General features: G+C 58.0%; 27 protein-coding genes. 7 read left to right on the plus strand and 20 right to left on the minus strand.

What is annotated here, in order from left to right; translation table 11 throughout:
• Window positions 1–86: 86 nt before the first annotated feature.
• The gene (locus FIV08_RS05355) at window positions 87–1,394 is read right to left on the minus strand and encodes a short-chain fatty acid transporter (RefSeq protein WP_152437595.1); all 1,308 of its coding nucleotides are present in this window, start codon (window positions 1,392–1,394) and stop codon (window positions 87–89) included.
• Between the two features lie 199 nt (window positions 1,395–1,593).
• On the opposite strand from FIV08_RS05355, the gene FIV08_RS05360 reads away from it, so the two are divergent.
• Window positions 1,594–1,971 carry a nuclear transport factor 2 family protein gene (locus FIV08_RS05360; protein ID WP_072677778.1) on the plus strand — a complete coding sequence of 126 codons (378 nt, stop codon included), beginning with the start codon at window positions 1,594–1,596 and terminating at the stop codon, window positions 1,969–1,971.
• 122 nt (window positions 1,972–2,093) lie between these two features.
• Entirely contained in the window at window positions 2,094–3,431 is a 1,338-nt protein-coding gene (locus tag FIV08_RS05365; RefSeq protein ID WP_152437596.1) for a GGDEF domain-containing protein, read from the plus strand.
• Window positions 3,432–3,457: 26 nt separating this feature from the next.
• Here FIV08_RS05365 and FIV08_RS05370 read toward each other — a convergent pair whose 3' ends face one another.
• The 3 genes from FIV08_RS05370 to FIV08_RS05380 form a co-directional block, all read right to left on the minus strand.
• Entirely contained in the window at window positions 3,458–3,844 is a 387-nt protein-coding gene (locus FIV08_RS05370; protein ID WP_152437597.1) for a cupin domain-containing protein, read from the minus strand.
• 111 nt (window positions 3,845–3,955) lie between these two features.
• Window positions 3,956–4,720, minus strand: a complete 765-nt coding sequence (locus tag FIV08_RS05375; RefSeq protein WP_152437598.1) for a dioxygenase — start codon at window positions 4,718–4,720, stop codon at window positions 3,956–3,958.
• A 37-nt stretch (window positions 4,721–4,757) separates the two neighbouring features.
• Window positions 4,758–5,198, minus strand: a complete 441-nt coding sequence (locus FIV08_RS05380) for a DoxX family protein (RefSeq protein WP_152437599.1) — start codon at window positions 5,196–5,198, stop codon at window positions 4,758–4,760.
• 109 nt (window positions 5,199–5,307) lie between these two features.
• On the opposite strand from FIV08_RS05380, the gene FIV08_RS05385 reads away from it, so the two are divergent.
• Window positions 5,308–6,198 carry a LysR family transcriptional regulator gene (locus FIV08_RS05385; protein WP_152437600.1) on the plus strand — a complete coding sequence of 297 codons (891 nt, stop codon included), beginning with the start codon at window positions 5,308–5,310 and terminating at the stop codon, window positions 6,196–6,198.
• Between the two features lie 37 nt (window positions 6,199–6,235).
• Window positions 6,236–7,519, plus strand: a complete 1,284-nt coding sequence (locus FIV08_RS05390; protein ID WP_152437601.1) for an MFS transporter — start codon at window positions 6,236–6,238, stop codon at window positions 7,517–7,519.
• Between the two features lie 14 nt (window positions 7,520–7,533).
• On the opposite strand, the gene FIV08_RS05395 is transcribed toward FIV08_RS05390, so the two are convergent.
• The 16 genes from FIV08_RS05395 to FIV08_RS05465 form a co-directional block, all read right to left on the minus strand.
• Entirely contained in the window at window positions 7,534–8,229 is a 696-nt protein-coding gene (locus FIV08_RS05395; protein WP_152437602.1) for an aspartate/glutamate racemase family protein, read from the minus strand.
• A gap of 113 nt (window positions 8,230–8,342) precedes the next feature.
• Window positions 8,343–9,077, minus strand: a complete 735-nt coding sequence (locus FIV08_RS05400) for a hypothetical protein (RefSeq protein ID WP_152437603.1) — start codon at window positions 9,075–9,077, stop codon at window positions 8,343–8,345.
• A 227-nt stretch (window positions 9,078–9,304) separates the two neighbouring features.
• Window positions 9,305–9,790, minus strand: coding sequence for a shikimate kinase (locus FIV08_RS05405; protein WP_152437604.1), 486 nt, complete (start codon window positions 9,788–9,790; stop codon window positions 9,305–9,307).
• A gap of 88 nt (window positions 9,791–9,878) precedes the next feature.
• A complete protein-coding gene (locus tag FIV08_RS05410; RefSeq protein ID WP_152437605.1) occupies window positions 9,879–10,193 on the minus strand; it encodes a HigA family addiction module antitoxin in 315 nt (104 codons plus the stop codon).
• Between the two features lie 10 nt (window positions 10,194–10,203).
• Entirely contained in the window at window positions 10,204–10,482 is a 279-nt protein-coding gene (locus tag FIV08_RS05415; RefSeq protein WP_152437606.1) for a type II toxin-antitoxin system RelE/ParE family toxin, read from the minus strand.
• Between the two features lie 141 nt (window positions 10,483–10,623).
• Entirely contained in the window at window positions 10,624–10,827 is a 204-nt protein-coding gene (gene yidD, locus FIV08_RS05420) for a membrane protein insertion efficiency factor YidD (protein WP_152439597.1), read from the minus strand.
• Window positions 10,827–11,069, minus strand: coding sequence for a DUF4177 domain-containing protein (locus FIV08_RS05425; RefSeq protein WP_152437607.1), 243 nt, complete (start codon window positions 11,067–11,069; stop codon window positions 10,827–10,829). Before FIV08_RS05425 ends, yidD begins: the two co-directional genes overlap by 1 nt.
• Window positions 11,070–11,363: 294 nt before the next feature.
• A complete protein-coding gene (locus tag FIV08_RS05430; RefSeq protein WP_152437608.1) occupies window positions 11,364–13,064 on the minus strand; it encodes an AMP-binding protein in 1,701 nt (566 codons plus the stop codon).
• Window positions 13,065–13,117: 53 nt separating this feature from the next.
• Window positions 13,118–13,696, minus strand: coding sequence for a peroxidase-related enzyme (locus FIV08_RS05435; protein WP_152437609.1), 579 nt, complete (start codon window positions 13,694–13,696; stop codon window positions 13,118–13,120).
• A gap of 146 nt (window positions 13,697–13,842) precedes the next feature.
• Window positions 13,843–14,751 carry a hydroxymethylglutaryl-CoA lyase gene (locus tag FIV08_RS05440; RefSeq protein ID WP_152437610.1) on the minus strand — a complete coding sequence of 303 codons (909 nt, stop codon included), beginning with the start codon at window positions 14,749–14,751 and terminating at the stop codon, window positions 13,843–13,845.
• The gene (locus FIV08_RS05445) at window positions 14,751–16,754 is read right to left on the minus strand and encodes an acetyl/propionyl/methylcrotonyl-CoA carboxylase subunit alpha (protein WP_152437611.1); all 2,004 of its coding nucleotides are present in this window, start codon (window positions 16,752–16,754) and stop codon (window positions 14,751–14,753) included. The genes FIV08_RS05440 and FIV08_RS05445 overlap by 1 nt, the downstream gene beginning before the upstream one ends.
• Window position 16,755: 1 nt before the next feature.
• A complete protein-coding gene (locus tag FIV08_RS05450; RefSeq protein ID WP_152437612.1) occupies window positions 16,756–17,562 on the minus strand; it encodes an enoyl-CoA hydratase-related protein in 807 nt (268 codons plus the stop codon).
• Window positions 17,563–17,576: 14 nt separating this feature from the next.
• Window positions 17,577–19,184: a carboxyl transferase domain-containing protein gene (locus FIV08_RS05455; protein WP_152437613.1), complete on the minus strand. Its 1,608-nt coding sequence runs from the start codon at window positions 19,182–19,184 to the stop codon at window positions 17,577–17,579.
• 91 nt (window positions 19,185–19,275) lie between these two features.
• A complete protein-coding gene (locus FIV08_RS19890; protein WP_267313118.1) occupies window positions 19,276–19,407 on the minus strand; it encodes a hypothetical protein in 132 nt (43 codons plus the stop codon).
• 77 nt (window positions 19,408–19,484) lie between these two features.
• Window positions 19,485–20,651 (minus strand): isovaleryl-CoA dehydrogenase, encoded by a 1,167-nt coding sequence (locus tag FIV08_RS05460; RefSeq protein WP_152437614.1) that lies wholly within the window; start codon window positions 20,649–20,651, stop codon window positions 19,485–19,487.
• Window positions 20,652–20,700: 49 nt separating this feature from the next.
• A complete protein-coding gene (locus tag FIV08_RS05465; protein WP_152437615.1) occupies window positions 20,701–21,141 on the minus strand; it encodes a MerR family transcriptional regulator in 441 nt (146 codons plus the stop codon).
• A 104-nt stretch (window positions 21,142–21,245) separates the two neighbouring features.
• Here FIV08_RS05465 and FIV08_RS05470 point away from each other — a divergent pair, with 104 nt between their 5' ends.
• From FIV08_RS05470 to FIV08_RS05480, 3 genes are all read left to right on the plus strand, one after another.
• A complete protein-coding gene (locus FIV08_RS05470; protein WP_152437616.1) occupies window positions 21,246–22,007 on the plus strand; it encodes an SDR family NAD(P)-dependent oxidoreductase in 762 nt (253 codons plus the stop codon).
• Window positions 22,008–22,087: 80 nt separating this feature from the next.
• On the plus strand, window positions 22,088–23,236 hold the full coding sequence (locus FIV08_RS05475) for an acyl-CoA dehydrogenase family protein (protein WP_152437617.1): 1,149 nt from the start codon (window positions 22,088–22,090) through the stop codon (window positions 23,234–23,236).
• 499 nt (window positions 23,237–23,735) lie between these two features.
• Window positions 23,736–24,914, plus strand: coding sequence for a thiolase family protein (locus FIV08_RS05480; protein ID WP_152437618.1), 1,179 nt, complete (start codon window positions 23,736–23,738; stop codon window positions 24,912–24,914).
• Window positions 24,915–25,160: the final 246 nt, after the last annotated feature.

Consider the following 25,160-nt stretch of genomic DNA (forward strand, 5'->3'; position numbering starts at 1 on the left):
GGAAATCGACAACCGGATTTATGGATATCGTCGGGAAAGTACCGGCTGTTGGCAACGAGGCTCGCCAACAGCCGGCAGGGGGAAGGTTAAAGCCAGGTCAGGCCGATGCTGATGATGGCGCCGGTAATGAACAGCAGCATCAGGCAATAGCCCATGATGTCTTTGGCTTTCAGCCCGGCAATCGCCAGCACGGGCAGGGCCCAGAAAGGTTGCAGCAGGTTGGTCCAGGCGTCACCCCAGGCTACCGCCATGGCAACTCTCGGGATATCGGCACCCAGTTCCTGGGCAGCTGGCAGCATGACCGGCGCCTGCACCGCCCATTGCCCACCCCCAGACGGCACAAAAATGTTCACCAGGCCTGCGCTGATAAAACTCCAGAAAGGCAGGCTTTGTGCGCTGGCGATGGAAACGAAGCCCGAGGAAATGCTGGCGGCCAGGCCGGATGCAGTCATAACCCCCATGATGCCTGCATAGAAGGGGAATTGAATCACGATGCCGGAACCGCCTTTGACCGCCTCGTTCAGGCTGGCCAGCAGGCGTTTTGGCGTCTGGTGCAGAATGATTGCCAGAAACAGGAACATGAAGTTGACGATGTTCAGGTTCAGGCCGCCACCGTTAATGAAATACTGGAAGATGAACGCGATGCCGCTGAAGCCAATCAGCCACGCCAGAACCCTGCTGTTTTCCAGGTGGTCCGCCGGGCGATTGATCACAACGGCGGTGTCTGGCTCGTCGTCCAGCACTTTCGGGTCTGCGTACACGCTGTCTCGTTCCTCGGGCAACATGAGCCGGTTAACCAGCGGCACCACGATAAACAGGGCCACCACGATGGCCAGGTTGAAAAACGCGAAAATGGTCTCGCTGGTGCCGATAACGCCGATCAAGTTTTCCGTGAAGTGGCCATCGGTGGCAATCACCAGTGGAATGGACCCCGCCAGCCCGCCGTGCCACACGATAAACCCGGAGTAGGCGCTGGCGATCAACAGTGGATAGTGCACCCGAATCTGCCGGGCCAGGGCTTTGGCAAACAGCGCTCCCACCACCAGGCCAAATCCCCAGTTGATCCAGCTGGCAATCAGGGCCACGAAGGTAACCAGCACAATTGCCTGCCCGGGTGTTCTTGCCAGGCCCGCAATCCGGTTGAGTATGCCGCGCACCAGCGGTGTGCTGGCCAGCATAAACCCGGTAACCAGCACCAGCAGCATCTGCATGGAGAACGTCAGCAGGTTCCAGAAGCCATTACCCCACATCTCAATAACCGCCAACGGGCCATGGCCTTCAAAGACCATGGCGGCGATGAACGATAGTAGCGTGAGGATAATAACGAACAGGTAGGGGTCTGGCAGGTACTTCTCCACCAGACTGACAAAGGGTTTGGATGCTCTGTCTAACATGATGTTCTCCTTTATTATTTTTGGGTCACCACAAGCTTAGCAATCAAACGGAAAAACGCATGCTGCAGGGATCATTCTTTTGTCGGATGTGCTCCTCACGCGCGCCAGATGAGTCGCTCAAATAGCACTGACATGTTGATGCACTAATTTGGTAGATTCAGGTTCTGGATCCTCTCTACTCTGAAAACGGAGTCTATTCATGCAGCCCAAAGACATCGTGGCGCAGTTCATTTCAGACATTCAGGCCCAGCGTTTTGATGAGGCAAAGGCCTTGCTGGTTGAAGAGGGGTTTGAATATGTGGGGCCGAACATGCGTTTCCTCCGGCCCGACGACATGCTGGCGTACCAATTCGGCATGGCGGCCATCCAGAAAGACCTGATTGTTCGCCAGCTCAGCGCAGACGGCGAACACGTTTACGCCATTCTGGACTACCAGACCCACTTCAAACCGATCGGAGACGTGCGGCTTGCGGTCTGGTTTCGTGTCCGGAATGACAAAATACACACGGTGGAAACCTTCTATAACGCCGCCGTGGTTGAAAACATGCTTGGGGGTAACCTGCCGTCTGCCAGTTAAAGCGCTGAGAATAGGCGGGCTTGACGTGTTTGCCGTTTGGCGGATAAGCGGCTATCCGTTGCGCCCATTCCCGATTATGCTAGTGAAATATACTTTCACATGCGAAGTAAATAGCTGCGCCTATGCCTGTCGATCTTGAAACCCTGTATCCCAAGCTGGTGAATCTGTTGCTGGATCCTGTATTCGTTGTGGATGAATCCGGGAACATTGTGTTTGTCAGCGATGCCTGCGAGGCGCTGCTGGGGTACACCGCTTCTGAAATGATCGGCTCGCTGATTTTCGATTACCTTCATCCTGATGATCGTGAGCGCACCCGCGCGGAAGCTGACCGCGTTATGCAGGGCCGGGCCCACACAAACTTTGAAAACCGATACCTCCATAAAGAGGGGCATGCTGTTCACATATTATGGTCCGCGCGCTGGTCAGAAGAGGACAGGCTGCGAATCGGCCTGGCCCGCAATGTCACGTCTCTTCGGCGCGCCAATCAGACCCGGGATGCGCTCTACCGAATATCTGAAACCACGCACAGTGCCGACAGCCTGCGTGGGATCTGTGACGGTGTGCGGCAGGTGATTACAGAGCTGTTTCCTCGCAACGACCTGCACCTGGTTTTCTATGACTCGGTGAAAGCGGTGTTGACCGTTCCGGACTGGTCAGCTGATGTCGCGAACGACTGGGTTGAAGGCTCAATGCAACCCGGCACGGCGCTGGCGGAGGTGCTTGGCTCCGGGCAGACAGTGCTTACCTCACGTGACGTTTCTAAACCGGGCCTTGGGGTAATAAATGTGGGCGGGTTGAAATCGACAGGCCCCATGAACTGGCTGGGTGTGCCGCTGATTTCAAACGGTTCGGTACTGGGTGCGCTGGTCATTGAGGGGCAGTCCGAACATACTCGTTATCACGCTGCGGACCAAGAGCTGCTTCAGTTCATTGCCACCCAGGTTGCTACCGTTGTCGAGCGCAAGCGCGCGGAAGAACATCTGCGCTTTCTTGCGCACCATGACCCACTGACCGGTTTGACCAACCGGTCACTGTTTTACGATCGGCTGGAAACCGCACTGAAGTCAGCCAGCCGGCATAACAGCCATGTGGCGCTGTTGTATCTGGACCTGAACGATTTCAAACAGATCAACGACAACCTGGGCCACGAGGCAGGCGACCAGTTGCTGATCGAAACCGCCCGCCGGCTGGAACAGTGCACCCGCGAAACAGACACCGTAGCGCGCATGGGCGGTGACGAGTTCACCGTGTTGTTGACCGATATCGGCGATCTTGCCGCAGCGGACGCTGCCGTTGGCAAAATCCGCGAGGTAATGGCGGCGCCCGTGGTGCTGGAGGGCCAGAGGGTGCCTATTTCCCTCAGCGTGGGTGTTGCCCTGTACCCGGAAGACGGCCACACGGCGCGCAGCTTACTTGGGCGCGCCGATTCGAAGATGTACGAGCAAAAACGGAGTCTCTGAACGGGCTTCTTCACTGCAAAGCCTGCTCAGCTGCCGACCTGTCTCCGGATGTGATCAATCACCAACCCGTGCTCATGCTGCGGGCTGAACATCACAATGTCGGTGTCTTGCTCGGCGCGCACACTATGCCCGGGTGGCCAGTAGAACAGATCCCCGTTACGGGAGGTTTCTTCACTGCCATCCAAATACAGTGCCGTGATTTCCCCTTTCACCACATAACCCCAGTGGGGGCATTGGCAGCGGTTGCCCTCAAGCCCGTGTAGCAACTCGGTGATGTCGGTGCCAGCACCAAAGGAGAAGTATTCGGCCCCCATGGTGTTGTAACCGGAGACATCGCCAAAGCCGGTTTGTTGTCGTGCCTTTGCGCCGGGAACATCAATTCGAACAGGTATATCTTCTCTTGCGATACGCATAGAAATCACCTCCATGGTGTTTCTTGCCGACTGCTCCTACTTCATACATACATCTCGGCAGCCATTTATAAAGATAGCAGAAAGAACCGAAGCGGGATTAACGCTGGCCCGTTAGAAAACGAACGAATCCATTGAAAGCACCCCGTGCTCAATGCCGCCTTCTATAACAGTGCCCCGGGCACCGGAACCAGCAGCCCCAAGGGCCAGCAGCAGTGGCAGGAAATGCTCAACGGTGGGGTGTGCGCGGCGAGCATGGTGCGCCAGGGTCAGGGCGTTGACCAGTCGCTCATGGTCGCCTGCAATCACCGCTTCCCGAATCCAATGGCTGAAGTCCCGGGCGTATTCGCTTGCCTGTTCGTCGCGCCAGCGGACCTCATACAGGTTGTGGGTCAGGCTGCCGGAGCCGACGATCAGAACTCCCTCATCCCTCAACGGGGCGAGCGTCTGGCCCAGGCGCCAGGCAGAGTGGCTGTCGAGCCAAGCCGGCAGGGATATCTGGAATACCGGCACGGACGCATCCGGGTAAAGATGCCGCACCGGCACCCAGGCACCGTGGTCGAGGCCGCGTTGGGCGTCGGCGACTGGTTTCCAGCCAGCTTCCTCAAGGAGAGAAAACGCCATTCTGGCAAAAGCCGGGTGGCCCGGAGCAGGGTATTCGAGCTCATAAAGCGCGGGTTCGAAGCCGTTGAAGTCGTGGATGGTTGCAGGTTTTTCGGCAAGGCCTACCCGCACCTCGGGCGTCATCCAGTGGGGCGACACCACCAGCACGGCGGCCGGCCGTGGAAGTTGCTGCCCCAGCCGGGTGAGGGCCGGGCCTGCCAGGCCCGGCTCCAGTGCAAAGGTGGGGGCGCCGTGGGATACGAACAGACTGGTCATGGCGCGTTGCTCCTTTGAGTTGAGTTCGGTGTACTGTTTAGCGAGCGGCCACAAGCCGGTCAACCGATGCGCGCCCGGCTCCGCTGAACATCAGCGAAACAGAAGCCGCCAGCAAGGCCAGTCCGAACTCGTAGCCATTGTTGCTCATGAACAGGCCGTTCTGGATGTGCACGCTGAAAATGGCAATCACCATGGCGAAAGCCAGAGCCGCGCTGGCAGGGCGAACCAGCAGGCCGATGATCAGCGCCAGACCGCCGAAGAACTCCGTTCCGCCGGCCAGCAGGGCCATCAGGAAGCCCGGGCTTAAACCAATAGAATCCATCCATTGCCCTGTGCCTTCAAGGCCGTAGCCTCCGAACCAGCCGAACAGCTTCTGGGCACCGTGGGCGGCGAAGATGATGCCCACCGGAATACGCAGGGCGAGGGCGCCCCAGCCAGCATTGGTATCAAGCAGTTTGTTGATGAGTGCGTTGTTCATGATCGTGCTTCCTTCTGTGTGGTTGAGTATGGGGCTACTTTACGAGGATCCATTTTTGGGATAAATATGCGTTTAAAAGATTGACTGTTTCAAAAAATGGAACAATAGGATGGATCGATTACTGGAAATGCAGACCTTCTGCGCCGTTGTAGACGCCGGCAGTTTTGTCGCCGCCTCCGAGACCATGGGCATGTCCAAAGCGGCGGTGTCACGCTACATCAACGAGCTGGAATCGCGCCTTACCGTGCGGCTGCTACACCGCACCACCCGGCGATTGTCACTCACGGCGGAAGGGGAGGTGTTCTACGTTCGTTGCCGGGAATTGCTGGCGGGGGTGGAAGAGGCCGAAGCGGAACTGACCTCGCGCACCAGCGTGGCCAAAGGGGTGCTGCGCATTAACGCACCGGTGAGTTTCGGTATTCGACACCTGGCCCCGCTGTGGGGTGAGTTCCACGCCCGGTTTCCGGAGGTGGAACTGAACATCGAGCTGTCTGATCGCATCGTGGATATCGTTGAAGAAGGCTTTGACCTGGCCATTCGTATATCCAGCCTGCAAACCTCCACCCTGGTGAGCCGTCGCCTCACCAATACCCGGCTGATGGTGTGCGCCTCTCCCGAATACATCCGGGCGCACGGTGCACCCGAAACGCCTGAAGACCTGATGCACCACAAGGTCATTGCCTACAGCAACCTGGCCAGCGGTAACGAATGGCAGTTTCAGGGGCCGGAGGGGCCGGTCAGTACGCGGGTACGCCCTTGGATGTACGCCAACAACGGTGACACCTGTTGCGCCGCCGCTGTGGCCCACCAGGGGGTGGTGTACCAGCCGAGCTTCCTGTTGCGTGATGATTTGGACTCGGGCAGGCTGGTGGAGTTGTTGCCGGAATACTGCTCTGCTGAACTGGGAGTGTATGCGGTTTATCCCACCCGCAAGTTCGTTACGCCCAAGGTAAGGGCGTTGGTGGACTTCCTGGTTGCAACGTTGCCAGACGCTGTGTAGTGCCGCCGTAAATTTACAGTAGCCTGCCGGAGGTGACATGAAGTTTCCTTCAAGTACCTCGTTTGCCCTTCTGGGTGCCGCTCTGATTGCCATTAGCTTCGGGCTGGCCCGTTTTGCCTTCGGCTTGTTCGTGCCGCCGATCCGGGCAGAGCTGGAACTCTCGCCAGATATGATCGGCATCATCGGCGCGCTTCCGCTCATCAGTTTTATCCTGGCTACCCTGGTCGCGCCGCTGGCGGCTGATCGCTTGGGCGCCCGCAACACGGCGGTGCTGTCTGGTGGCTTTGGTGCGCTTGGCCTGGTGTTGATCAGCCAGGCGTCGGGCGTTTTGTCGCTGGGTGTGGGCGTAGTCGCTTGTGGTATCTGCACCGGCCTTATGATGCCGGCACTGACCGCCGCCATGCAGGCGCTGGTAAAACGCTCCCTGCATGGGCGCGTGAGCTCGGTGATGAACGCCGGAACCAGTGTGGGTGTGGTGGGCGCCGCGTCGGCCATTCTGTTACTGGCCGGGGCCTGGCGTTATGCCTATTTCTCCTTTGCGGTTTTGGCCGTTATTGGGGTGTTGGCAACCTGGTATTTAATCCCCTCGGTTTCACGAGTCATGCCGGCGAACGCTGCGCCGCCGCCTGCCATTACTACCCTGCAGTGGGTGCGCCTGTTGCGGCTCTCATTGTTCGCCTTCGTGATGGGCTTTGTGTCCGCCGCGTACTGGATTTTTGCGCCGGACCTGGCGGTTACCGTGGGTGCCTTACCATCGGGCTCTACCGGCTGGCTGTGGCTGGGGGTAGGCCTGGCAGGGCTGGGCGGTGCCGTGGTTGCAGACCTTGCCGATCGCAACAACCCACCCATCACCCAGGCGCTGATGCTGATGATGCTGTCTGCCAGCCTGGCCCTGCTGGCCGCCAGCCCCGGCAATATAGTGATTGCGGTGTTTTCCGCGCTGGTATTCGGCCTGGCCTACATGAGCCTGACCGGCCTGTACCTGATGACTGGCATCCGCCTGCTACCCGGTCGGTTGTCTGTGGGGCCGGTGCTACCCTTTATATCGGTATCCCTTGGCCAGGCCGTCGGCTCGCCCATTGTGGGTATGTTGGTGAACGAGTTCAGTTATGCGGATGCGTTTGCCATGTTTGCCGCCATCGGCATACTGGCGGCACTGCTTTCTCCGCTTTACCCGCGTTCTCTCGAGCAGGGCTCCGATGAAGAGGGCGACTCTGAGACCGAAACTGGCCTGCAGGCGGCTTATGACTATCAGTTGCAGACTGAGGAGGGGGAGCCCTATCGGGCCGTCAAAATCGAGGCCCCGAGTGAGGGCAACTGACCTGCCACTCTTGGTTAAATACTGCCCAAGGCAAGCTGAACCGCCTGTTCGGCATGTATTTCCGTGGTGTCATAGAGTTTGACGTTGGTATCTGCGCCCTGAATTAAAAGGCCTATCTCCGTGCATCCCAGAATGACTCCTTGAGCACCGCGCTCAGCCAATGAGGCTACTACGTCCAGATACGCGCGTTTTGACTCAGGCTCAACCACACCCCGGCACAATTCCGTGTAAATCACAGAATGGATGAGTTCTCTTTGGGACTCATCTGGGACAAGAACTTGGATGCCATGATCCTGGAGACGACCAAGGTAAAAAGTCTGCTCCATCGTAAATCGTGTTCCCAGCAGCCCGACACAGGTTACCCCATCCTCTTTGAGGACTTTGGCGGTGGCGTCTGCAATGTGAAGCAGGGGAATGCCCACCGCCCGCTCAATCTCGGAGGCGACCTTATGCATCGTGTTCGTACAGAGAACCAGGAATTCGGCGCCTGCCGATTCAACCGACCGCCCGACAGAGCCAAGTATGTCCGCTGTCGCTTCCCAATCCCCTTGGTGCTGCAACGCCTCAATCTCGGCAAAATCCACGCTGTACAGGACGAGCTTTGCCGAGTGAAGCCCACCCAGCTCGTCTCTCACTTTCTGATTAATCAGCCGGTAATAGGTCTGGGTTGATTCCCAGCTCATTCCACCGATCAGGCCTATGGTTTTCAAGGGGAACCTCCTTGTTGTCTCAGCGGTTGGATTGACCACTTCGCATACCCCGCACTTTTTTCCGGTATTTTGGGGGTAGGGGGCAAATCACCGCTTCGCGCGGCCTCTCAGTCTTATTCGGAGCGGTCACTATTGTTAGAGTCGATCGGCATGTGCCAGGAGCGATACAGGCTTTTCTGACCATGCGTCCCCCGCAATTCCAGTAGCCAGTAGTAACATGGCAGGTCATTAACGGGTAGTCCTGAAGGCACATCAAAACTGAACAGAACAACACGCTCCCGGCCTTCGGGCTTCACCGGAATCTTCTGCTTTATGCTCCAGTATTCAGCGTCACGCGACGGATAATCACTACTTACGATTGCGTCTTTCTCATAACAAACCAGCTTCACCTCCACCTCCACTGACTGGTTCCCCCGCAGAGGCTTCAGAAAACGTATGATTCCTGAAGCGTTACCACCAACCTCAGGTTCCGTGTCCAGTTTTAGCAACGTGGCTCCGTACTTGAGCAACTTTCGTGTGGTGTTCAGCCGAGAGGAAAGCATGCAAATGCCGAAAAACGGACCGCACAACAAATTAGGATGGAAATAGTTGCCCAGCGTTACCGCGTAAACAGTCAGTGGCAACAGCAGAAAAAACAGCCCGATGAGATACTGAATCTTTGACCCTGTTGCCTGCGCACTGCGTGTCCAACGGCCAACTCCCGGATATCCCAGCTCCTCGCGGGACTTTGGTTTCAGGCCGGGGATCGGAATGCTTTTTTTGTATGACACACTAAAGCCCAGAGCAGGGCTTCGCTGACTTACGGAAATTGTTTGCGGACTTTTATCGCGACATTCTGTTCCTGACATAAATACTATTCTTCCCTGAAGTACACCGTTCGCAGAGGTTGCCACAGCCAAACCGTGCTTTCTCTGTTTCAGCTAACAAATAAGAGCATCAGTAAACGTATTGGTTCAGACCTTTTGTTTTCAGGGGGACGCTTTGTGTCTTCGTTTTGGTCTGACGCTATCAACACGGATGGTTTTGGGGTGGAGGCGAAGCTCCGATGGAAAAGACACCGCCACGCCTGCGATGGTTATACCGATTCATACTCACTCGGATGATTAAGCTCACGCTTTTTCCCCTTGAACGCATCATAGAGCGCCCGATGGCGACGGAGCCCGTATTCGTCTGAACGGGTTTCATAGGCAGATACCCATTCGATTAGAATATCCAGGTTTTCATCTTGCTTTTCCTTCGAGCTGAATTTCTCTGGCTCCCAGGGGCGTGCGAGACAATGAGCGATACAAACCTCAACTCCGGGATTCAGAAAAATGAGCTCGTCACACTCGCACAGGACCGGCTCGATGATGTCTGCGTAACAGCCTTCAATTATCCAGCTCTCATTATCGGCAATAAAATGCCTTACATCCGTGATGCTATCTTGGATCGGGCGCCGATGCGCCCCATTGTGAAATGCCACTTCATCAAGAGAAAGGCGAGGGGCTGGGTGTTTGGCAATTAATTTTTTTGCGAGAGTGCTTTTACCAGCGCCAGCATTTCCAAGAAGTATCGTTCTCATCGCGCTGTTTCTTCCTGGGTAACGCCCGGCTCACGCGCCGGCTTGGAGCCGCTAAGCGGCGGAAAGCCGGTCGCTTTACAGCCGTTCTTTATGCCCTGTGCCCAATTTCGGATACAGCAGTCCACGGACGAATATTCTTTAACTGATCCTCCAGGGCATCTTCCGCAATCTCAGTGTCGTAGGCTGCTTGAGCTCGCAACCAGTAGCCGTTAGACAAACCAAAGAAGCGACAGAGTCGCAGGTCCGTGTCTGCGGTAATCGAACGTTTTCCTGCGATGATCTGGCCTATTCTCTGAGCAGGCACCCCAATTTCTTTGGCCAGGCGATATTGAGAAATGCCCATCGGCTCCAGAAACTCCTCTTTCAGCAACTCGCCTGGCGTAACAGCATCAATATTGCGCATGAGCCACCTCCTAATGGTAATCAACAATTTCGACATCTTCCGCGCCAGCCTTGGTCCAGCGGAAACAAACCCGGAACTGTTTGTTGATTCGAATGCTGTGCTGGCCTTGGCGGTCACCATGCAATGGCTCCAACATATTTCCGGGCGGTACTTTCAAATCATCCAACTGGCTTGCAGCTTGGAGTTGCCGAATCTTCCTCAAGGCAACTCGCTCGAAATTGACGAAGCGCCTGACGCGGCGTCCACTTGCCAGTTTCTCGGTATCCTTACACTTGAACGATATGATCATGGCTCAATAATGACGCCCTGCGTCAATAACGTCAAACGTTATTATCTGGCAGATAGGTCTGGAGAAAGGCCTAACGTCTTGCTCACCGGTAAATTAGGAGCGCAGCGAGTAATTTATCCGCGTGCAGCAACTTGTTATGCCTCACGGCCAATCCTCTCCACCATTGGGCGGACAGCAGCGCTTCAATCTGAAAAGAGTTAACTGCCACCCTTTCAGAAAGCCATATTTCCGAAGCGCGGCAATCGCATACTCAGAGCAGCTTGGCTCGAACCGACAAGACTGGCGCACCGACTTTGGTGCTACCAGTCGATAAAACCCGATAAGCTGTACCGAAAGCCAAATCATCACGCCTGCTTTCTGAAAGAAACAACGTGATAGGTGCTCAAGGCCTCTTTCTGCCCAAACAAGCCTGCTATACAACCTGGCTTAACATTCACACCGATCGCGTCGACGCGGTAGAACTCCCAACCATCCTTTGCGTATGTGTTGACTACATCCTCAAGGTACGCTGCTGCCTCATTCCCCCTCTGCTGCTTCGCCTGGACTTCAATGTTTGGTGGAACTTGAACCATCTTGTACTGATACATAGCTAGAAGCCTCCTGGCTCTTTATTGTTGGTAGTGCATAACAGCAATTAGGCAGCAGTCACACCGCCAACATAAACGCGGCCACTTCACGATCACCGCTTGGTTTGTAAGCTAACCAATAAAATAGCCCATAAATCATGCTCCTGCAAAACAACTATCCAGAATTCTTGTAATAACGCCGTGCAAAAACGAAGCGCGCTTCATGATTACAGCCCCAAGGCGTAGTCGCCGCAGATAAATAAAAACCCCGACACAAGGCCGGGGTCTGAAGGGTGTGACTGAAGCCGGGGCGGCCTACTTCTTCAACCCCATCTCCTCAATCGAAATCTCCCGCATCTTGAACTTCTGGATTTTCCCGGTAACGGTCATCGGGAAGGCATCCACAAACTTGTAGTTCTTCGGAATCTTGAAGTGGGCGATCTTGCCTTTGCAGAAGGCTTGCAGGTCTTCACCAGTTACCGGGTCTGTGTCTGGGCGCAGTTTTACCCAGGCGATCAGTTCTTCGCCGTATTTCTCATCGGGTATGCCGGTTACCTGTACGTCTTCGATGGCGGGGTGGGTGTAGAGGAATTCTTCGATTTCTTTCGGGTAAATGTTCTCTCCGCCGCGGATGACCATGTCTTTGATGCGGCCGACGATCTGGATGTAGCCGTCTTCGTCCATGGTAGCCAGGTCGCCGGTGTGCATCCAGCCGCCGTCGTCTATGGCTTCACGGGTTTTCTCTTCGTTGTTCCAGTATTTCAGCATCACGCTGTAGCCACGGGTGCAGAGTTCGCCAATTTCGCCACGGGGCACCACGTTGCCGGTGCCTGGGTCGACAATTTTGGTTTCCAGGTGCGGTTGTGTTCGGCCCACGGTGGTGACCTGTTTCTCGAACGGGTCCAGGGAGCTGGTCTGGGTGGAGACTGGGCTGGTTTCCGTCATGCCGTAGGCGATCTGTACTTCTTTCATGTTCATCTTGCCGTTGACCTTTTTCATCACCTCCGCCGGGCAGATGGAGCCAGCCATGATGCCGGTGCGCAGGCTGGAGAGGTCGTAGGTGTCAAACTCCGGGTCGGCCAGTTCGGCGATGAACATGGTAGGCACGCCGTACAGGGCGGTGGCTTTTTCCTGGTGCACTGCCTGCAGCACGGTTTTGGGGTCAAAGCCTTCGCCCGGGTAGATCATGGCGGTGCCGTGGGTAATGCAGCCCAGGTTACCCATCACCATGCCAAAGCAGTGGTAAAGGGGCACGGGGATAACCAGGCGGTCGTTCTCGGTCAGGCGCTGGCTTTCACCCACAAAGTAGCCGTTGTTGAGGATGTTGTGGTGGGTGAGGGTGGCGCCTTTGGGGTTGCCGGTGGTGCCGGAGGTGAACTGGATGTTGATGGGGTCATCAAACTGTAGCTCGCTCTGGCGTTGGCTGAGATCGGCCTCGGACACGTCGCTGGCGAAACCGATGAACTCTTTCCAGGTCCACATGCCGTCGTGCTTGTCGTCGTGCATGTTGATGACGGCCCGCAGGTCTGGCAGGTGATCGGCTTTGAGCTTGCCGGGGGTACTGCGTTTCAGTTCCGGTGCCAGCTCGTAGATCATTTCCCGGTAGTTGGAGGCTTTGAAGCTGTCTGCGGTCACCAGGGTGGTGATGCCGGCCAGGTTGAGGGCGTATTGCAGCTCGTGCACGCCGTAGGCCGGGTTGATATTCACCAGGATGGCGCCGACTTTGGCGGTGGCGAACTGGGTAACGGTCCACTCATACCGGTTGGGGGACCAGATGCCCACCCGGTCACCGCGTTTGACGCCGATCGCCATGAAGGCGCGGGCTGCTTCGTTGACCTTGTCGACGAACTCTTTGTAAGTCCAGCGGATGTCCTGGTGCAGGCACACCAGGGCGTCGTTGTTGGGGAATCTCTCGGCGGTGCGGTCGAGCATATCGCCGATGGTCATGCCCAATAGCGGTTTGTCGGCGGTGCTGCTCGTATAGCTGGGATTGTAGCTTGGGAGAGTCTTGCTCATGTCTCTGCCTCCATTTGTTTTTGTAATTGAGGGCTGGCAAGTCAATGCACTTGCTAGCGACTCTGGCGGTGGTATTCCGGGTTGGGTTGCATGTCGCTGGCGATGGCCACGCGGTTACTCATATTGTAAAAGCCGATCAGGTTGCTCAGGTCCCAGATGCCCCGGTCGCTCAGGCCGGCGTCTCGCAGGGCCTGGGTGTGTTCTTCGGTCACCAGTGCGGGTGTGCGGGTGAGCAGGGAGGCGAAATCGAGCATGGCGCGCTGGCGTTGATCGAGTTTGGCGCTGCGGTAGTTCATCACCATGTGTTCGCCCAGGGCTGGGTCGCCGCTCAGTACCCGCACGGCGGCGCCGTGGGCGACCAGGCAGTAGAAGCATTTGTTCTCTGAGGAGACGACTACGGCGACCATTTCACGCTCGAGTTTGCTGAGTTCGCTTTCGCCGAGCATGAGTTCGTTGTAGAGGCGGGTGAAGCCTTCGAGCTGTTTTAGGTTGTGGCTGTAGGCGGTCAGTACGTTGGGGATCATGCCGAGTTTTTCCTGGCAGATCTGGAAGTACTTTTGGGTGTCTTCGGGCATGTCGCTGATCTCCGGGATTGGGAGATCCAGGGCTACCACGTTTTTGTTCTGATTCATTGGTTATTCCCAGCCTTCTTGTTTTGGTGCGTTGGCAGGTGGGGTACAACCTCCCGGGACACGCTGTGAATACGTCCGTGTACGCTTGACTGCAGCATCCTTGCTGCAGACAGTCCCGGGAGGTTGTACCCCACCTGCCAGTTCGATCATCGGCAGTTGCCGCCTAATGCCTGGCCGACTTTGGAGCCGTTGTGGCGGTTCAGCTGGTCGCTGATCCAGTCGCCGGTGGCTACTAACTTTTCGAGATCAACGCCCGTTTCTATGCCCAGACCGTTAAGCAGGTATAGCACGTCTTCTGTGGCCACGTTTCCGGACGCACCCTTGGCGTAGGGGCAGCCCCCTAGGCCGGCGACGGAGGCATCAATAACGCTCACACCCTCCTCCAGCACCGCGTACAAATTGGCCAGGGCCTGGCCGTAGGTGTCGTGGAAGTGGGCCGCGAGTTTTGCCATGGGTACGTGGGCGGCGACGGCTTCGAGCATGCGTTTGGCTTTTAACGGGGTGCCTACGCCGATGGTGTCGCCCAGGGAGATTTCGTGGCAGCCCATGTCATACAGGGCTTTGGCTACGGTGGCGACTTGTGCCGGGGCGATGTCGCCTTCGTAGGGGCAGCCCATGACGGTGGAAACATAGCCGCGCACGGGGATGTCGTGTTTGCGGGCTTCTTCCAGCACCGGGGCGAAGCGCTCGAGGCTTTCGGCGATGGAGCAGTTGATGTTCTTTTTGGTGAAGCTTTCGGAGGCGGCGCCGAACACGGCGACTTCGTCTGCCTTTGCTGCCAGGGCGCCCTCGAAGCCTTTAAGGTTCGGGGTGAGGGCGGAGTAGCGTACGCCGGGTTTGCGGGTGATGCCGGCCATCACGTCGGCGGCGTCGGCCATTTGCGGCACCCATTTGGGTGACACAAAGCTGGCGGCTTCGATGTGGCTCAGGCCGCAGTCGGCCAGGCGGTCGATCAGGCCGGTTTTGATGGCGGTGGCAATCACTGCGCCGGGCTCGTTCTGCAGGCCATCCCGGGGGCCCATCTCAACCAGGCGCACCTGTTTGGGAAAGGCCATCAGCTGGCCTCCTCTTCTGCGTCTGCGGTGACTTCGATGGCGATCAGCTCGGCCCCTTCGGACACCTGGTCGCCTTCGGCGAAGAAGATGTCGGTGACGACGCCGTCGGCCGGGGCTTTGATGGCGTGTTCCATTTTCATGGCTTCCATGATCACCAGGCTTTGGCCAGCTTTCACTTTGTCGCCGACCTTCGCTTGCACGGCGACGATGGCGCCGTTCATGGGCGCGGCCAGGCTGCCTTCGCCGGCCATTTCTTCAAAGCCGTAACTTTCCTTGTAGAGGGTGCAGTTGAAGGTGTCGCCTTCGTAGAAGAGCACCAGCTGGTCGTTATGCAGGTTGCCGTGAACGCTGATGCGATGGCCGTTAATCACCGCCTGCAGGTAGTCGTCGTCCAGGCGCATGGTCAGGTTATACACGCTGCCGCCCACGTACACCTGGTAGCGGTCGTCCCGCTCCAGAATTTTCAGGTCGTGGATGTCGTCGCCTACCTGCAACTGCAACGGTTGGGCGTATTCGGAGTTCATGCGCCAGCTGTTCTGGCGGGCGAAGGGCGACCAGGGGTCTGTGCTGATCACTTCCCGGGATTTGCGTTGCTCCAGCACGAAGCCGGCGGCCAGCACCAGGGCTTTGTGGGTATCCAGCCTGGATTTGGGGAACAGCAGTTCCCGGTGGTCGTCGATGAAGCCGGTGGTCAGGTCTGCCTCCCGGAACGGCTGGGCGTCGGCCAGGGCGTGCAGGAAGCGGATGTTGGTTTTCACACCGGCGATGCGGTAATGCTCCAGGGCCTGCACCATACGGTTGATGGCCTGGTCCCGGGTTTCGTCCCACACGATCAGTTTGGCGATCATCGGGTCGTAGTGGATGCTGATGTCGTCGCCTTCGGTGACGCCGGTATCCACCCGCACGTGGGCGCTCTCATCCGGGGTGCTCAGGTAGCGCAGGTTGCCGGTGGCGGGCAGGAAGTCCTGGTCCGGGTCTTCGGCGTAGATGCGGGCTTCCAGGGCGTGGCCCCGGGTTTTTACCTGGGATTGCTCCAGTGGCAGGGGTTCGCCCCAGGCCACTTTCAGCTGCCATTCCACCAGATCCTGGCCGGTGACCATTTCGGTGACCGGGTGCTCTACCTGTAGGCGGGTGTTCATTTCCATGAAGAAGAAGGAGCCGTCTACGTCGTAGAGGAATTCCACGGTGCCGGCGCCCACGTAGTTGATGGCCTGGGCGGCTTTAACGGCGGCTTCGCCCATGGCTTTGCGGGTTTCGTCACTCAGGCCGGGGGCGGGGGCTTCTTCCAGTACTTTCTGGTGTCGGCGCTGCACCGAGCAGTCTCGTTCCGCCAGGTACACGCCCTTGCCGCTCTGGTCGCAGAACACCTGGATTTCCACGTGCCGTGGCTGGGTCAGGTAGCGTTCGATGAGCATGTCCGGGTTGCCGAAGGCGTTCTTCGATTCCCGCTTGGCGGCGGCCAGGGCGTCGTCGAAGTCTTCCATGCGTTCCACCACCCGCATGCCTTTGCCACCGCCCCCGGCAACGGCTTTCAGAAGCAGTGGGAAGCCGCATTTCTCAGCCTCCTGGCGCAGGGTTTCCGGGGATTGGTCGTCGCCGTGGTAGCCGGGCACCAGGGGTACGCCAGCTTTCTCCATAATGGCCTTGGCGGCGGATTTGGAACCCATGGCGGCGATGGCCGAGGAGGGTGGCCCGATGAACACGATGTTGTTGGCTTCGCAGGCTTCGGCGAACTGGGTGTTCTCAGACAGGAATCCGTAACCCGGATGGATGGCCTGGGCGCCGCTTTCCTTGGCAATCTCGATGATCTTGTCGGCTTTCAGGTAGCTCTCGGAGCTGGGGGCCGGGCCAATGTGGAAGGCTTCGTCGGCCATGGCCACATGCCGGGCGTCTGCGTCTGCATCGGAATACACGGCAACGCAACGGATGCCCATGCGATGGGCGGTATGGATTATCCGGCAGGCGATTTCGCCGCGGTTTGCTATGAGAATTTTGCTGAACATGTTAGTTGCTCTCCGGAATCCAGTTGGCGCGGCGTTTGTTCAGGAAGGCGTTCAGGCCCTCTTGTCCCTCTTCGCCTACCCGAATGTCGGCGATGCGTTGTGCGGTGTCGTCGATCACGTCCTGGCCGATCACCTTATGGCTGACGGCAAATACCAGATCTTTGGCGGCTTTCATGGCTTCTGGCCCGTTGAGGGCAAGCTGCAAAAGCAGTTCGTCGCAGCGGCGTTCCATGGCGCTTTCGTCTTCACACACTTCGTGCACCAAGCCGAAGTGTTCGGCTTGCCGGGCGGTGAAGACTTCGGCACTGATAAAGTAACGCCGGGCCTGGCGCTCACCGATGGCGCGCACCACGTAGGGGCTGATTACGGCGGGAATCAGGCCCAGTTTGACTTCGCTCAGGCAGAAGCTGGCTTTCTCGGTGGCCAGTACGATGTCGCAACAGGCGGCCAGACCAACAGCGCCTCCAAAGGCGGCACCCTGAACCAGGCCGATCACCGGCTTGGACAGGTGGTTGAGCGCGTTCATCAGCCGCGCCAGTTGCCGCGAGTCGTCCAGGTTTTCCTGTCGGCTGTTGTCCGCCATGCGGCGCATCCAGCCCAGATCCGCCCCGGCGGAGAAGTGTTTGCCTTCGGAGCGCAGGATGACAACGTGGGTGTTGTTGTCTGCGTCTACCTGTTCCAGCGCCTTGATCAGTTGCTGGATGATGACGTCGTCAAAAGCGTTGCGTTTGTCTGGGCGGTTGAGGACGACCTCGGTGACGCCCTTGGCGCGGTGATTGAGGCGAACCGCTGGTTCCTGATCGGTCATGGCGATGTCCTCCATCACATCCGGAACACGCCGAAGCGTGTTGGCTTGGCGGGTCGGTTGAGGGTGGCAGACAGGCTCAGGGCAACCACTTCGCGGGTCTGGGCCGGGTCGATCACGCCGTCGTCCCACAGGCGCGCGCTGGCGTAATAGGGGTGGCCCTGGTGCTCATAAGTGTCGATGATCGGCTGCTTGAATTTGGCTTCTTCGTCGCTGCTCCAGTCCTGGCCTTTGCGCTCCATGCCTTCCCTTTTGACGGTGGCGAGTACGCCGGCGGCCTGTTCACCGCCCATCACGGAAATGCGGGCGTTCGGCCACATCCATAAGAAATCCGGGCTGTAGGCGCGGCCGCACATGCCGTAGTTGCCCGCGCCGAAAGAGCCGCCGATCAGCACGGTGATTTTCGGTACGTTGGCACAGGCCACTGCCATCACCATTTTGGCGCCGTGTTTGGCGATGCCTTCGGCTTCGTATTTCTGGCCCACCATAAAGCCGGTGATGTTCTGCAGGAACAGCAGCGGGATGTTGCGCTGGCAGCAGAGTTCGATGAAATGCGCGCCTTTCTGGGCGGACTCACTGAACAGAATGCCGTTGTTGGCGATGATGCCCACCGGGTAGCCGTGGATGTGGGCGAAGCCGGTGACCAGGGTTTGGCCATAATAGCGTTTGAATTCGTCGAATTCGGAGCCGTCGACAATGCGGGCAATCACATCGCGCACGTCGAACTGTTTGCGCAGATCGGTGCCGACGATGCCGTAGATTTCGTCCGCGCTGTACAGGGGCGCTTTGGGCTTGCGAATTTCCACGTCGACCGGTTTGCGGCGGTTGAGGTTGGAGATGCAGCGCCGGGCGATGTCGAGGGCGTGGGCGTCGTTTTCGGCGTAGTGGTCGGCCACGCCGGAGATTTTACAGTGCACGTCTGCACCGCCCAGGTCTTCGGCGCTGACCACTTCGCCGGTGGCGGCTTTCACCAGGGGCGGGCCGGCCAGGAAGATGGTGCCCTGATCACGCACGATGATGGATTCGTCCGCCATGGCGGGCACGTAGGCGCCGCCGGCGGTGCACAGGCCCATGACGACGGCGATCTGGGGGATGTCGTCGGCGCTCATGCGGGCCTGGTTGTAGAAGATGCGGCCAAAGTGGTCGCGATCCGGGAAGACTTCGTCCTGCCTTGGCAGGTTGGCGCCGCCGGAGTCGACCAGGTAGATGCAGGGCAGGCGGTTTTCCAGGGCGATTTCCTGGGCGCGCAGGTGTTTTTTGACGGTCAGCGGGTAGTAGCTGCCGCCTTTGACGGTGGCGTCGTTGGCGATGATCATGCATTCGGTGCCTGAGACGCGGCCTACGCCGGCGACAACGCCTGCGGCGGGGACTTCTTCGTCGTAGACGTTGTAGGCGGCGAATTGGCCGATTTCGAGGAACGGTGAGCCGTCATCGAGGAGGCGGTTGATGCGCTCTCTGGGCAGCAGTTTGCCGCGGGCGATGTGGCGTTCCTGGTAGCTTGGGCCGCCGCCTTGCTGGATGGTGGCAACTTTTTCTTTCAGGTCTGCGACGGCTTTGGCCATGGAGTTCTGGTTAGCCAGGAACTCATCGGACCTTGGGTTTATTTTGCTCTGCAGTATCGTCATTTGTTCTCGTCCCATTATTTGGGGGCGCGGGGTTGGCAGGATGCCCTTCCGGAAACCGCTACGAGCACCCCTTGCGGGGTCCGGACAGCAATCACAGATTGCTGTCGTTCGGCTGCGCATGAAGCTCCGCTTCATAAACGCTTGCCTCACCCATGTGCGCTTCTCTCAGGCCATCCTTGGCCTTCGACATTTCCGGAAGGGCATCCCGCCAACCCCTCGGCATGCTTTGGGTGCGGGATTCTCGGAAAGGAAACCCCGCCAGACCCTTGTCGAACCTTGTCAGTGGATTCGCTGGGGCGCTTACTTGTTCAGGAACAATTCCCGTCCGATCAGCATCCGTCGGATTTCAGACGTGCCCGCGCCGATTTCATAGAGTTTGGCGTCTCGCAGCAGGCGGCCAGTGGGGTATTCGTTGATGTAGCCGTTGCCGCCGAGCAGCTGGATGGCGTCCAGGGCCAGTTTGGTGGCCATTTCGGCGGAGTAGAGGATGGCGCCGGCGGCGTCTTTGCGGGTGGTTTCGCCGCGGTCTGCGGACATGGCGACCATGTAGACGTAGGATTTGGCGGTGTTCATCCAGGTGTACATGTCGGCGACTTTGCCCTGTACCAGTTCGAATTCGCCGATGGCCTGGCCGAACTGTTTGCGTTCGCGGATGTAGGGGACGACCACGTCCATGGCGGCTTGCATGATGCCCAGTGGGCCGCCGGAGAGGACGAGGCGTTCGTAGTCCAGGCCGCTCATGAGCACTTTGGCGCCGTTGCCTTCGCCGCCGAGGATGTTTTCACGGGGTACTTTGCAGTCTTCAAACACCAGCTCGCAGGTGTTGGAGCCGCGCATGCCGAGTTTGTCGAGTTTCTGGTGGCGGCTGAAGCCCGGGGCGTCGCGTTCTACGATGAAGGCGGTGACGCCTTTGGAGCCGGCTTTTACGTCGGTTTTGGCGTAGATCACGTAGGTGTGGGCATCCGGGCCGTTGGTGATCCACATTTTGGTGCCGTTGAGGACGAAGTGGTCGCCTTCGTCGCGGGCGCTGAGTTTCATGGAGATAACGTCTGAGCCGGCGTTGGGCTCAGACATGGCCAGTGCTCCGATGTGTTCGCCGCTGATGAGTTTGGGCAGGTATTTCTGTTTTTGTTCTTCGGTGCCGTTGCGGTGAATTTGGTTTACACACAAGTTGGAGTGGGCGCCGTAAGACAAGCCAACAGAGGCAGACGCGCGGCTGATTTCTTCCATGGCGATCACGTGCGCCAGGTAGCCCATTTCTGAGCCGCCGTATTGTTCGCCCACGGTGATACCCAGCAGGCCCATGTCGCCCATTTTCCGCCACAGGTCCATGGGGAACTCGTTGTTGCGGTCGATCTCTTCAGCGCGCGGGGCGATTTCAGCGGCGGCGAAGCCGTTGATCTGTTCGCGCAGCATGTCGAGGGTTTCGCCGAGACCGAAATTGAGTTCTGAGTATTGTGATTTCATCGTTGGCTACCTTGTTGTTCTTGAATCGGGTCTGTGTGCTTCGTCACGCTCAGGTGACGGTTTGTTTGGATTCTTTTTGCCCTGCGCCCTGCTGTTTCTTTTTCTTCTGCAGCTCTTCCAGTGCCTCGCGGCACCGGGTTTCGGCGGTTTCGATTTCCATTTCCGCCTGGGCGATGTCGTTTTTCTGTTGTTCCAGCTGGGCGCGCCTGTCGGCGAGGATTTCCAGCATCTTCAAAAGCTGTTTTTCGTTACCGGTGAGGGTTTCGTCCCACAGGTCGAACAGTTCCCTGGTTTCTGCCAGGGAGAAGCCCATGCGCTTGCCCCGGAGAATAAGCTTCAACCGAACCCGGTCTTTGGTGCTGAAGATCCGGGTTTGGCCCCTTCGGGTGGGCTTGAGCAAGCCCTGATCCTCATAGAATCGGATGCTTCGGGTTGTCACGTCGAACTCTTGGGAGAGCTCGCTGATGCTGAAGGTTCTTTTTTCGTTCATCACGATTTCCTTTTTAGACCAAGGTTAGATAAAGTTTACGTAAACGTAAAGTAGTTTTCGGGTCCGATTTTCAACAAATACAATCCTGAGAATAGGAGTGCATGATGGAATTCAATAATGTGGCGGCCATTGTAACAGGCGGAGCGTCTGGGCTGGGCGAGGGCGCTGCGCGTGCGCTGGCGGCTGCCGGGTGCAAGGTGGCCATCCTGGATCTTCAGAAAGAACAGGGTGAGAAAGTGGCCGCAGACATCGGCGGGATCTTCCTTGAGTGCGATGTAAGCTCCGCACAAAGTGCCGAAGCGGCCATCAACGCTGCGCGGGAAGCCCATGGCCCCTGTGGTGTCGCAGTTAACTGCGCAGGCATTGCGCCGGCGGCGAAGATTCTGGGCCGGGAAGGTGTGATGCCGCTGGACAGCTTCAGCAAGGTGATCCAGGTCAACCTGATTGGCACCTTCAACATCCTGCGTCTTGCTGCGGCAGATATGGCCCAGCGCGAGCCGAACGCCGATGGCGAGCGAGGCGTGATCATCAATACTGCTTCTGTGGCCGCCTATGAGGGCCAGATCGGCCAGGCTGCCTACAGTGCCTCCAAGGGCGGGGTTGTGGCGTTAACTTTGCAATCCGCCCGCGAATTGGCCCGTGAAGGTATCCGCGTGAACACCATTGCTCCGGGCCTGTTTATGACCCCGATGATGGCCGGTATGCCGGAAGAAGTGCAGGACAGCCTGGCGGCGACACTGCCGTTCCCCAAGCGATTGGGTAAGCCGGAAGAGTTCGGCATGATGGTAGACCAGATGGTGCGCAACCCGATTTTGAACGGCGAAGTGATTCGCCTGGATTGCGCCCTGCGCATGGCGCCCAAGTGAATTGACGCAAACCACCCGTCACAAGCGGGTTCAGGCAACAGGATTCGCCACAAGCGAACAAATAACAACAGGTGAGTGATATGACCAACCACGTCGATCAAGAAGAATTGGCCATGTTTCGGGAGTCGGTGATCAAGGCTCTGGAAGCCGAGGTGAAACCGCACTACGAGGCCTGGGAGAAAAGCGGCATTGTGCCACGGGAGCTATGGAACACCCTGGGCAACGCCAGTTTACTGTGTGTCGACGTGCCGGAAGACTGCGGCGGCATTGGTGCGCCTTTCCAGTTTTCTGTGGTGGTGGGTGAAGAAATGGCCCGCATGGGGTTCGGGGCGTTGTCCACCAATGTGATGGTGCACTCAGACATCGTGGCGCCTTACCTCAGCCACATCGGCAACGAGGCCCAGCGCCAGCAATGGTTGCCCAAAATGGTCTCCGGTGAAGCCGTCGGCGCCATCGCCATGACCGAACCCGGCGCTGGCAGCGACCTGCAGGCCATGCGCACCAGCGCGGTTAAAGACGGCGACGACTACATCCTCAATGGCTCCAAAACCTTCATCACCAACGGCCAGCACGCCGACATGGTAATCGTCGCCGCCAAAACCGACCCGAAAGCCGGGGCCCGCGGCATCAGCCTGTTCCTGGTGGACACTTCACTACCGGGCTTCAGCAAGGGCCGCAACCTGGACAAAATCGGCCAGCATTCTGGCGACACCTCCGAGCTGTTCTTCTCCGACATGCGTGTTCCCGCATCCGCTTTGTTGGGCGAAGAAGGGCAGGGTTTCATGTACCTGATGCGCGAACTGCCCCGCGAACGCCTGGTGATCGGCGCCCTCGGCGTCGCTGCGGCCCGGGGCTCCCTGGATCTCACCATTGCCTACGCCCAGGAGCGGGAACTGTTCGGCCAGAAGCTCAGCCAGCTTCAGAACACCCGTTTCGAAATCGCCCGCATGGAAACCGACTACCGCATCAACAAGGCGTTTGTTGATCAGTGCATCCGCGAATACGAAGACGGCAAGTTGGATGCGCCCACGGCGTCGATGGCCAAGTACAGTGCCACGGAGATGCAGTGCCGGGTGGCCGATGGCTGTTTGCAGTTGTTTGGGGGCTACGGTTACACCACCGAGTATCCGATTTCCCGGAACTTTATCGACGCTCGGGTTCAGAGGATTTACGGCGGTACTTCAGAGGTGATGAAAGAGATTATTGCCCGATCGGTGCTTGGGCGCTGACTTCTTTGGTTGGTTTTGAGTTGGGCTCCAAGCCTTCCGGATGTGCGGGCGGGCTTGCGGGGTGGCTGTTGGATTTTTTTTGGAAAAACAACTCGCTTCGCTCAGACATCTTTTTCCGGCAAAAAATCCAACAACCACCCCGCGCCGACGGGCATTGGCGCGTATTCGCTTGGTAACAGCAACTGAAATTTTGTGCTTAGAAAGGAAAACGATCGATTCGGTGCAACGCTCACGCGTACTTGAGGGTGCTTCCGTTGCTTTTCTCCCTTGGTATTCCTGTACTGCCCGTCGGTAGGGGGGTGTGGGGTATTTTTCTGGCAGGGAAAAAGATGTCTGAGCGAAGCGAGTTGTTTTTCCCAGAAGAAAAATACCCCACACCCCGCGTACCCGCCCGCACAACAGGAAGGCTGGGAGCCCAAACCATCAGGCTAGAAACCCAAATAAGACCGATCAACAAAACCAGAACACCAATCAGATTCCGTTGAAGGAGAACAAAGCCATGAACAACGATATCGTAATAGCAGGCTCCGCCAGAACCCCGATGGGCGGGATGATGGGCTCTTTGAGCTCGGTGCGCTCCCCGGAGCTGGGTGCCGTTTCCATCAAGGCCGCCATTGAACGCGCAGGATTGCAACCGGCAGACATTCAGGAAATCATCATGGGCTGCGTACTGCCCGCCGGCCTTGGTCAGGCACCGGCGCGGCAGGCATCCCGCGCCGCCGGTATTCCGGACAGCAGTGGCTGCACCACCATCAACAAAATGTGCGGCTCCGGCATGCAAGCCGTCATCATGGCCCACGACCAGATCAAAGCCGGCACCAACAACATCATGATCGCCGGCGGCATGGAAAACATGAGCCAGGCACCGTACCTGCTCCCCAAAGCCCGCGCCGGCATGCGCATGGGCCACGGCCAGGTGATGGACAGCATGTTCCTTGATGGCCTCGAAGACGCCTACGAAGGCGGGCTGATGGGCGTGTTTGCCCAGCGCACCGCTGATAAATTCAACATCACCCGTCAGGCCATGGACGAGTTCGCCATCGGCTCTCTGCAAAAAGCCCTGACGGCGATCCAGAATGGCTGGTTCCGGGATGAAATTACTCCGGTGACCGTTGCCGGCCGCGGTGGTTATACCGAAGTCGACACCGACGAACAACCCGGTAACGCCAAACCCGAAAAGATCCCGCAACTGAAACCGGCCTTTGCCAAAGACGGCTCGGTAACCGCCGCCAACTCCAGCTCTATCAGCGACGGTGCCTCTGCCCTGGTGCTGACTTCAGCGGTTGAAGCAGATGCCCGAGGCCTTGTTCCACAAGCCAGAATCGTGGCCCACGCCACCCATGCCCGCTTGCCGGCAGAGTTCACACTGGCCCCGATTGGCTCCATCGAAAAAGTGCTTAAGAAAGCCGGTTGGACGTTGGATGATGTCGACCTGTTCGAAATCAATGAAGCCTTCGCGGTGGTCACCCTGGCCGCCATCAACGAATTGAAATTGCCAGCGGAGAAAGTCAACGTGCACGGCGGCGCCTGCGCCCTGGGCCATCCCATTGGCTCCTCCGGTTCCCGGATCATCATTACCCTGATCAATGCCCTCAAACAGCGTGGTCTTAAGCGTGGTGTTGCATCGCTGTGCATTGGCGGTGGTGAGGCTACGGCGGTAGCCATCGAGGTGGTCTGAGTTCTGCTCTGAGCCCTCTGACTGGGTGGCGGGGGGCTTGGGCTCCTAGCCTTCCCGGTTTGCGGGCGGGCTTGCGGGGTGGCTGTTGGATTTTTTTGGAAAAACAACTCGCTTCGCTCAGACATCTTTTTCCGGCAAAAAATCCAACAACCACCCCGCGCCGACGGGCATTGGCGGGCATCCGCTTGATAAAAGCACTTGTCGTTTTTGCACTCAGGAAGGGAAAGGCGCGATTCGGTAAAACGG

The organism is Marinobacter sp. THAF197a (genome assembly GCF_009363275.1).
Taxonomy (GTDB): Bacteria; Pseudomonadota; Gammaproteobacteria; order Pseudomonadales; family Oleiphilaceae; genus Marinobacter.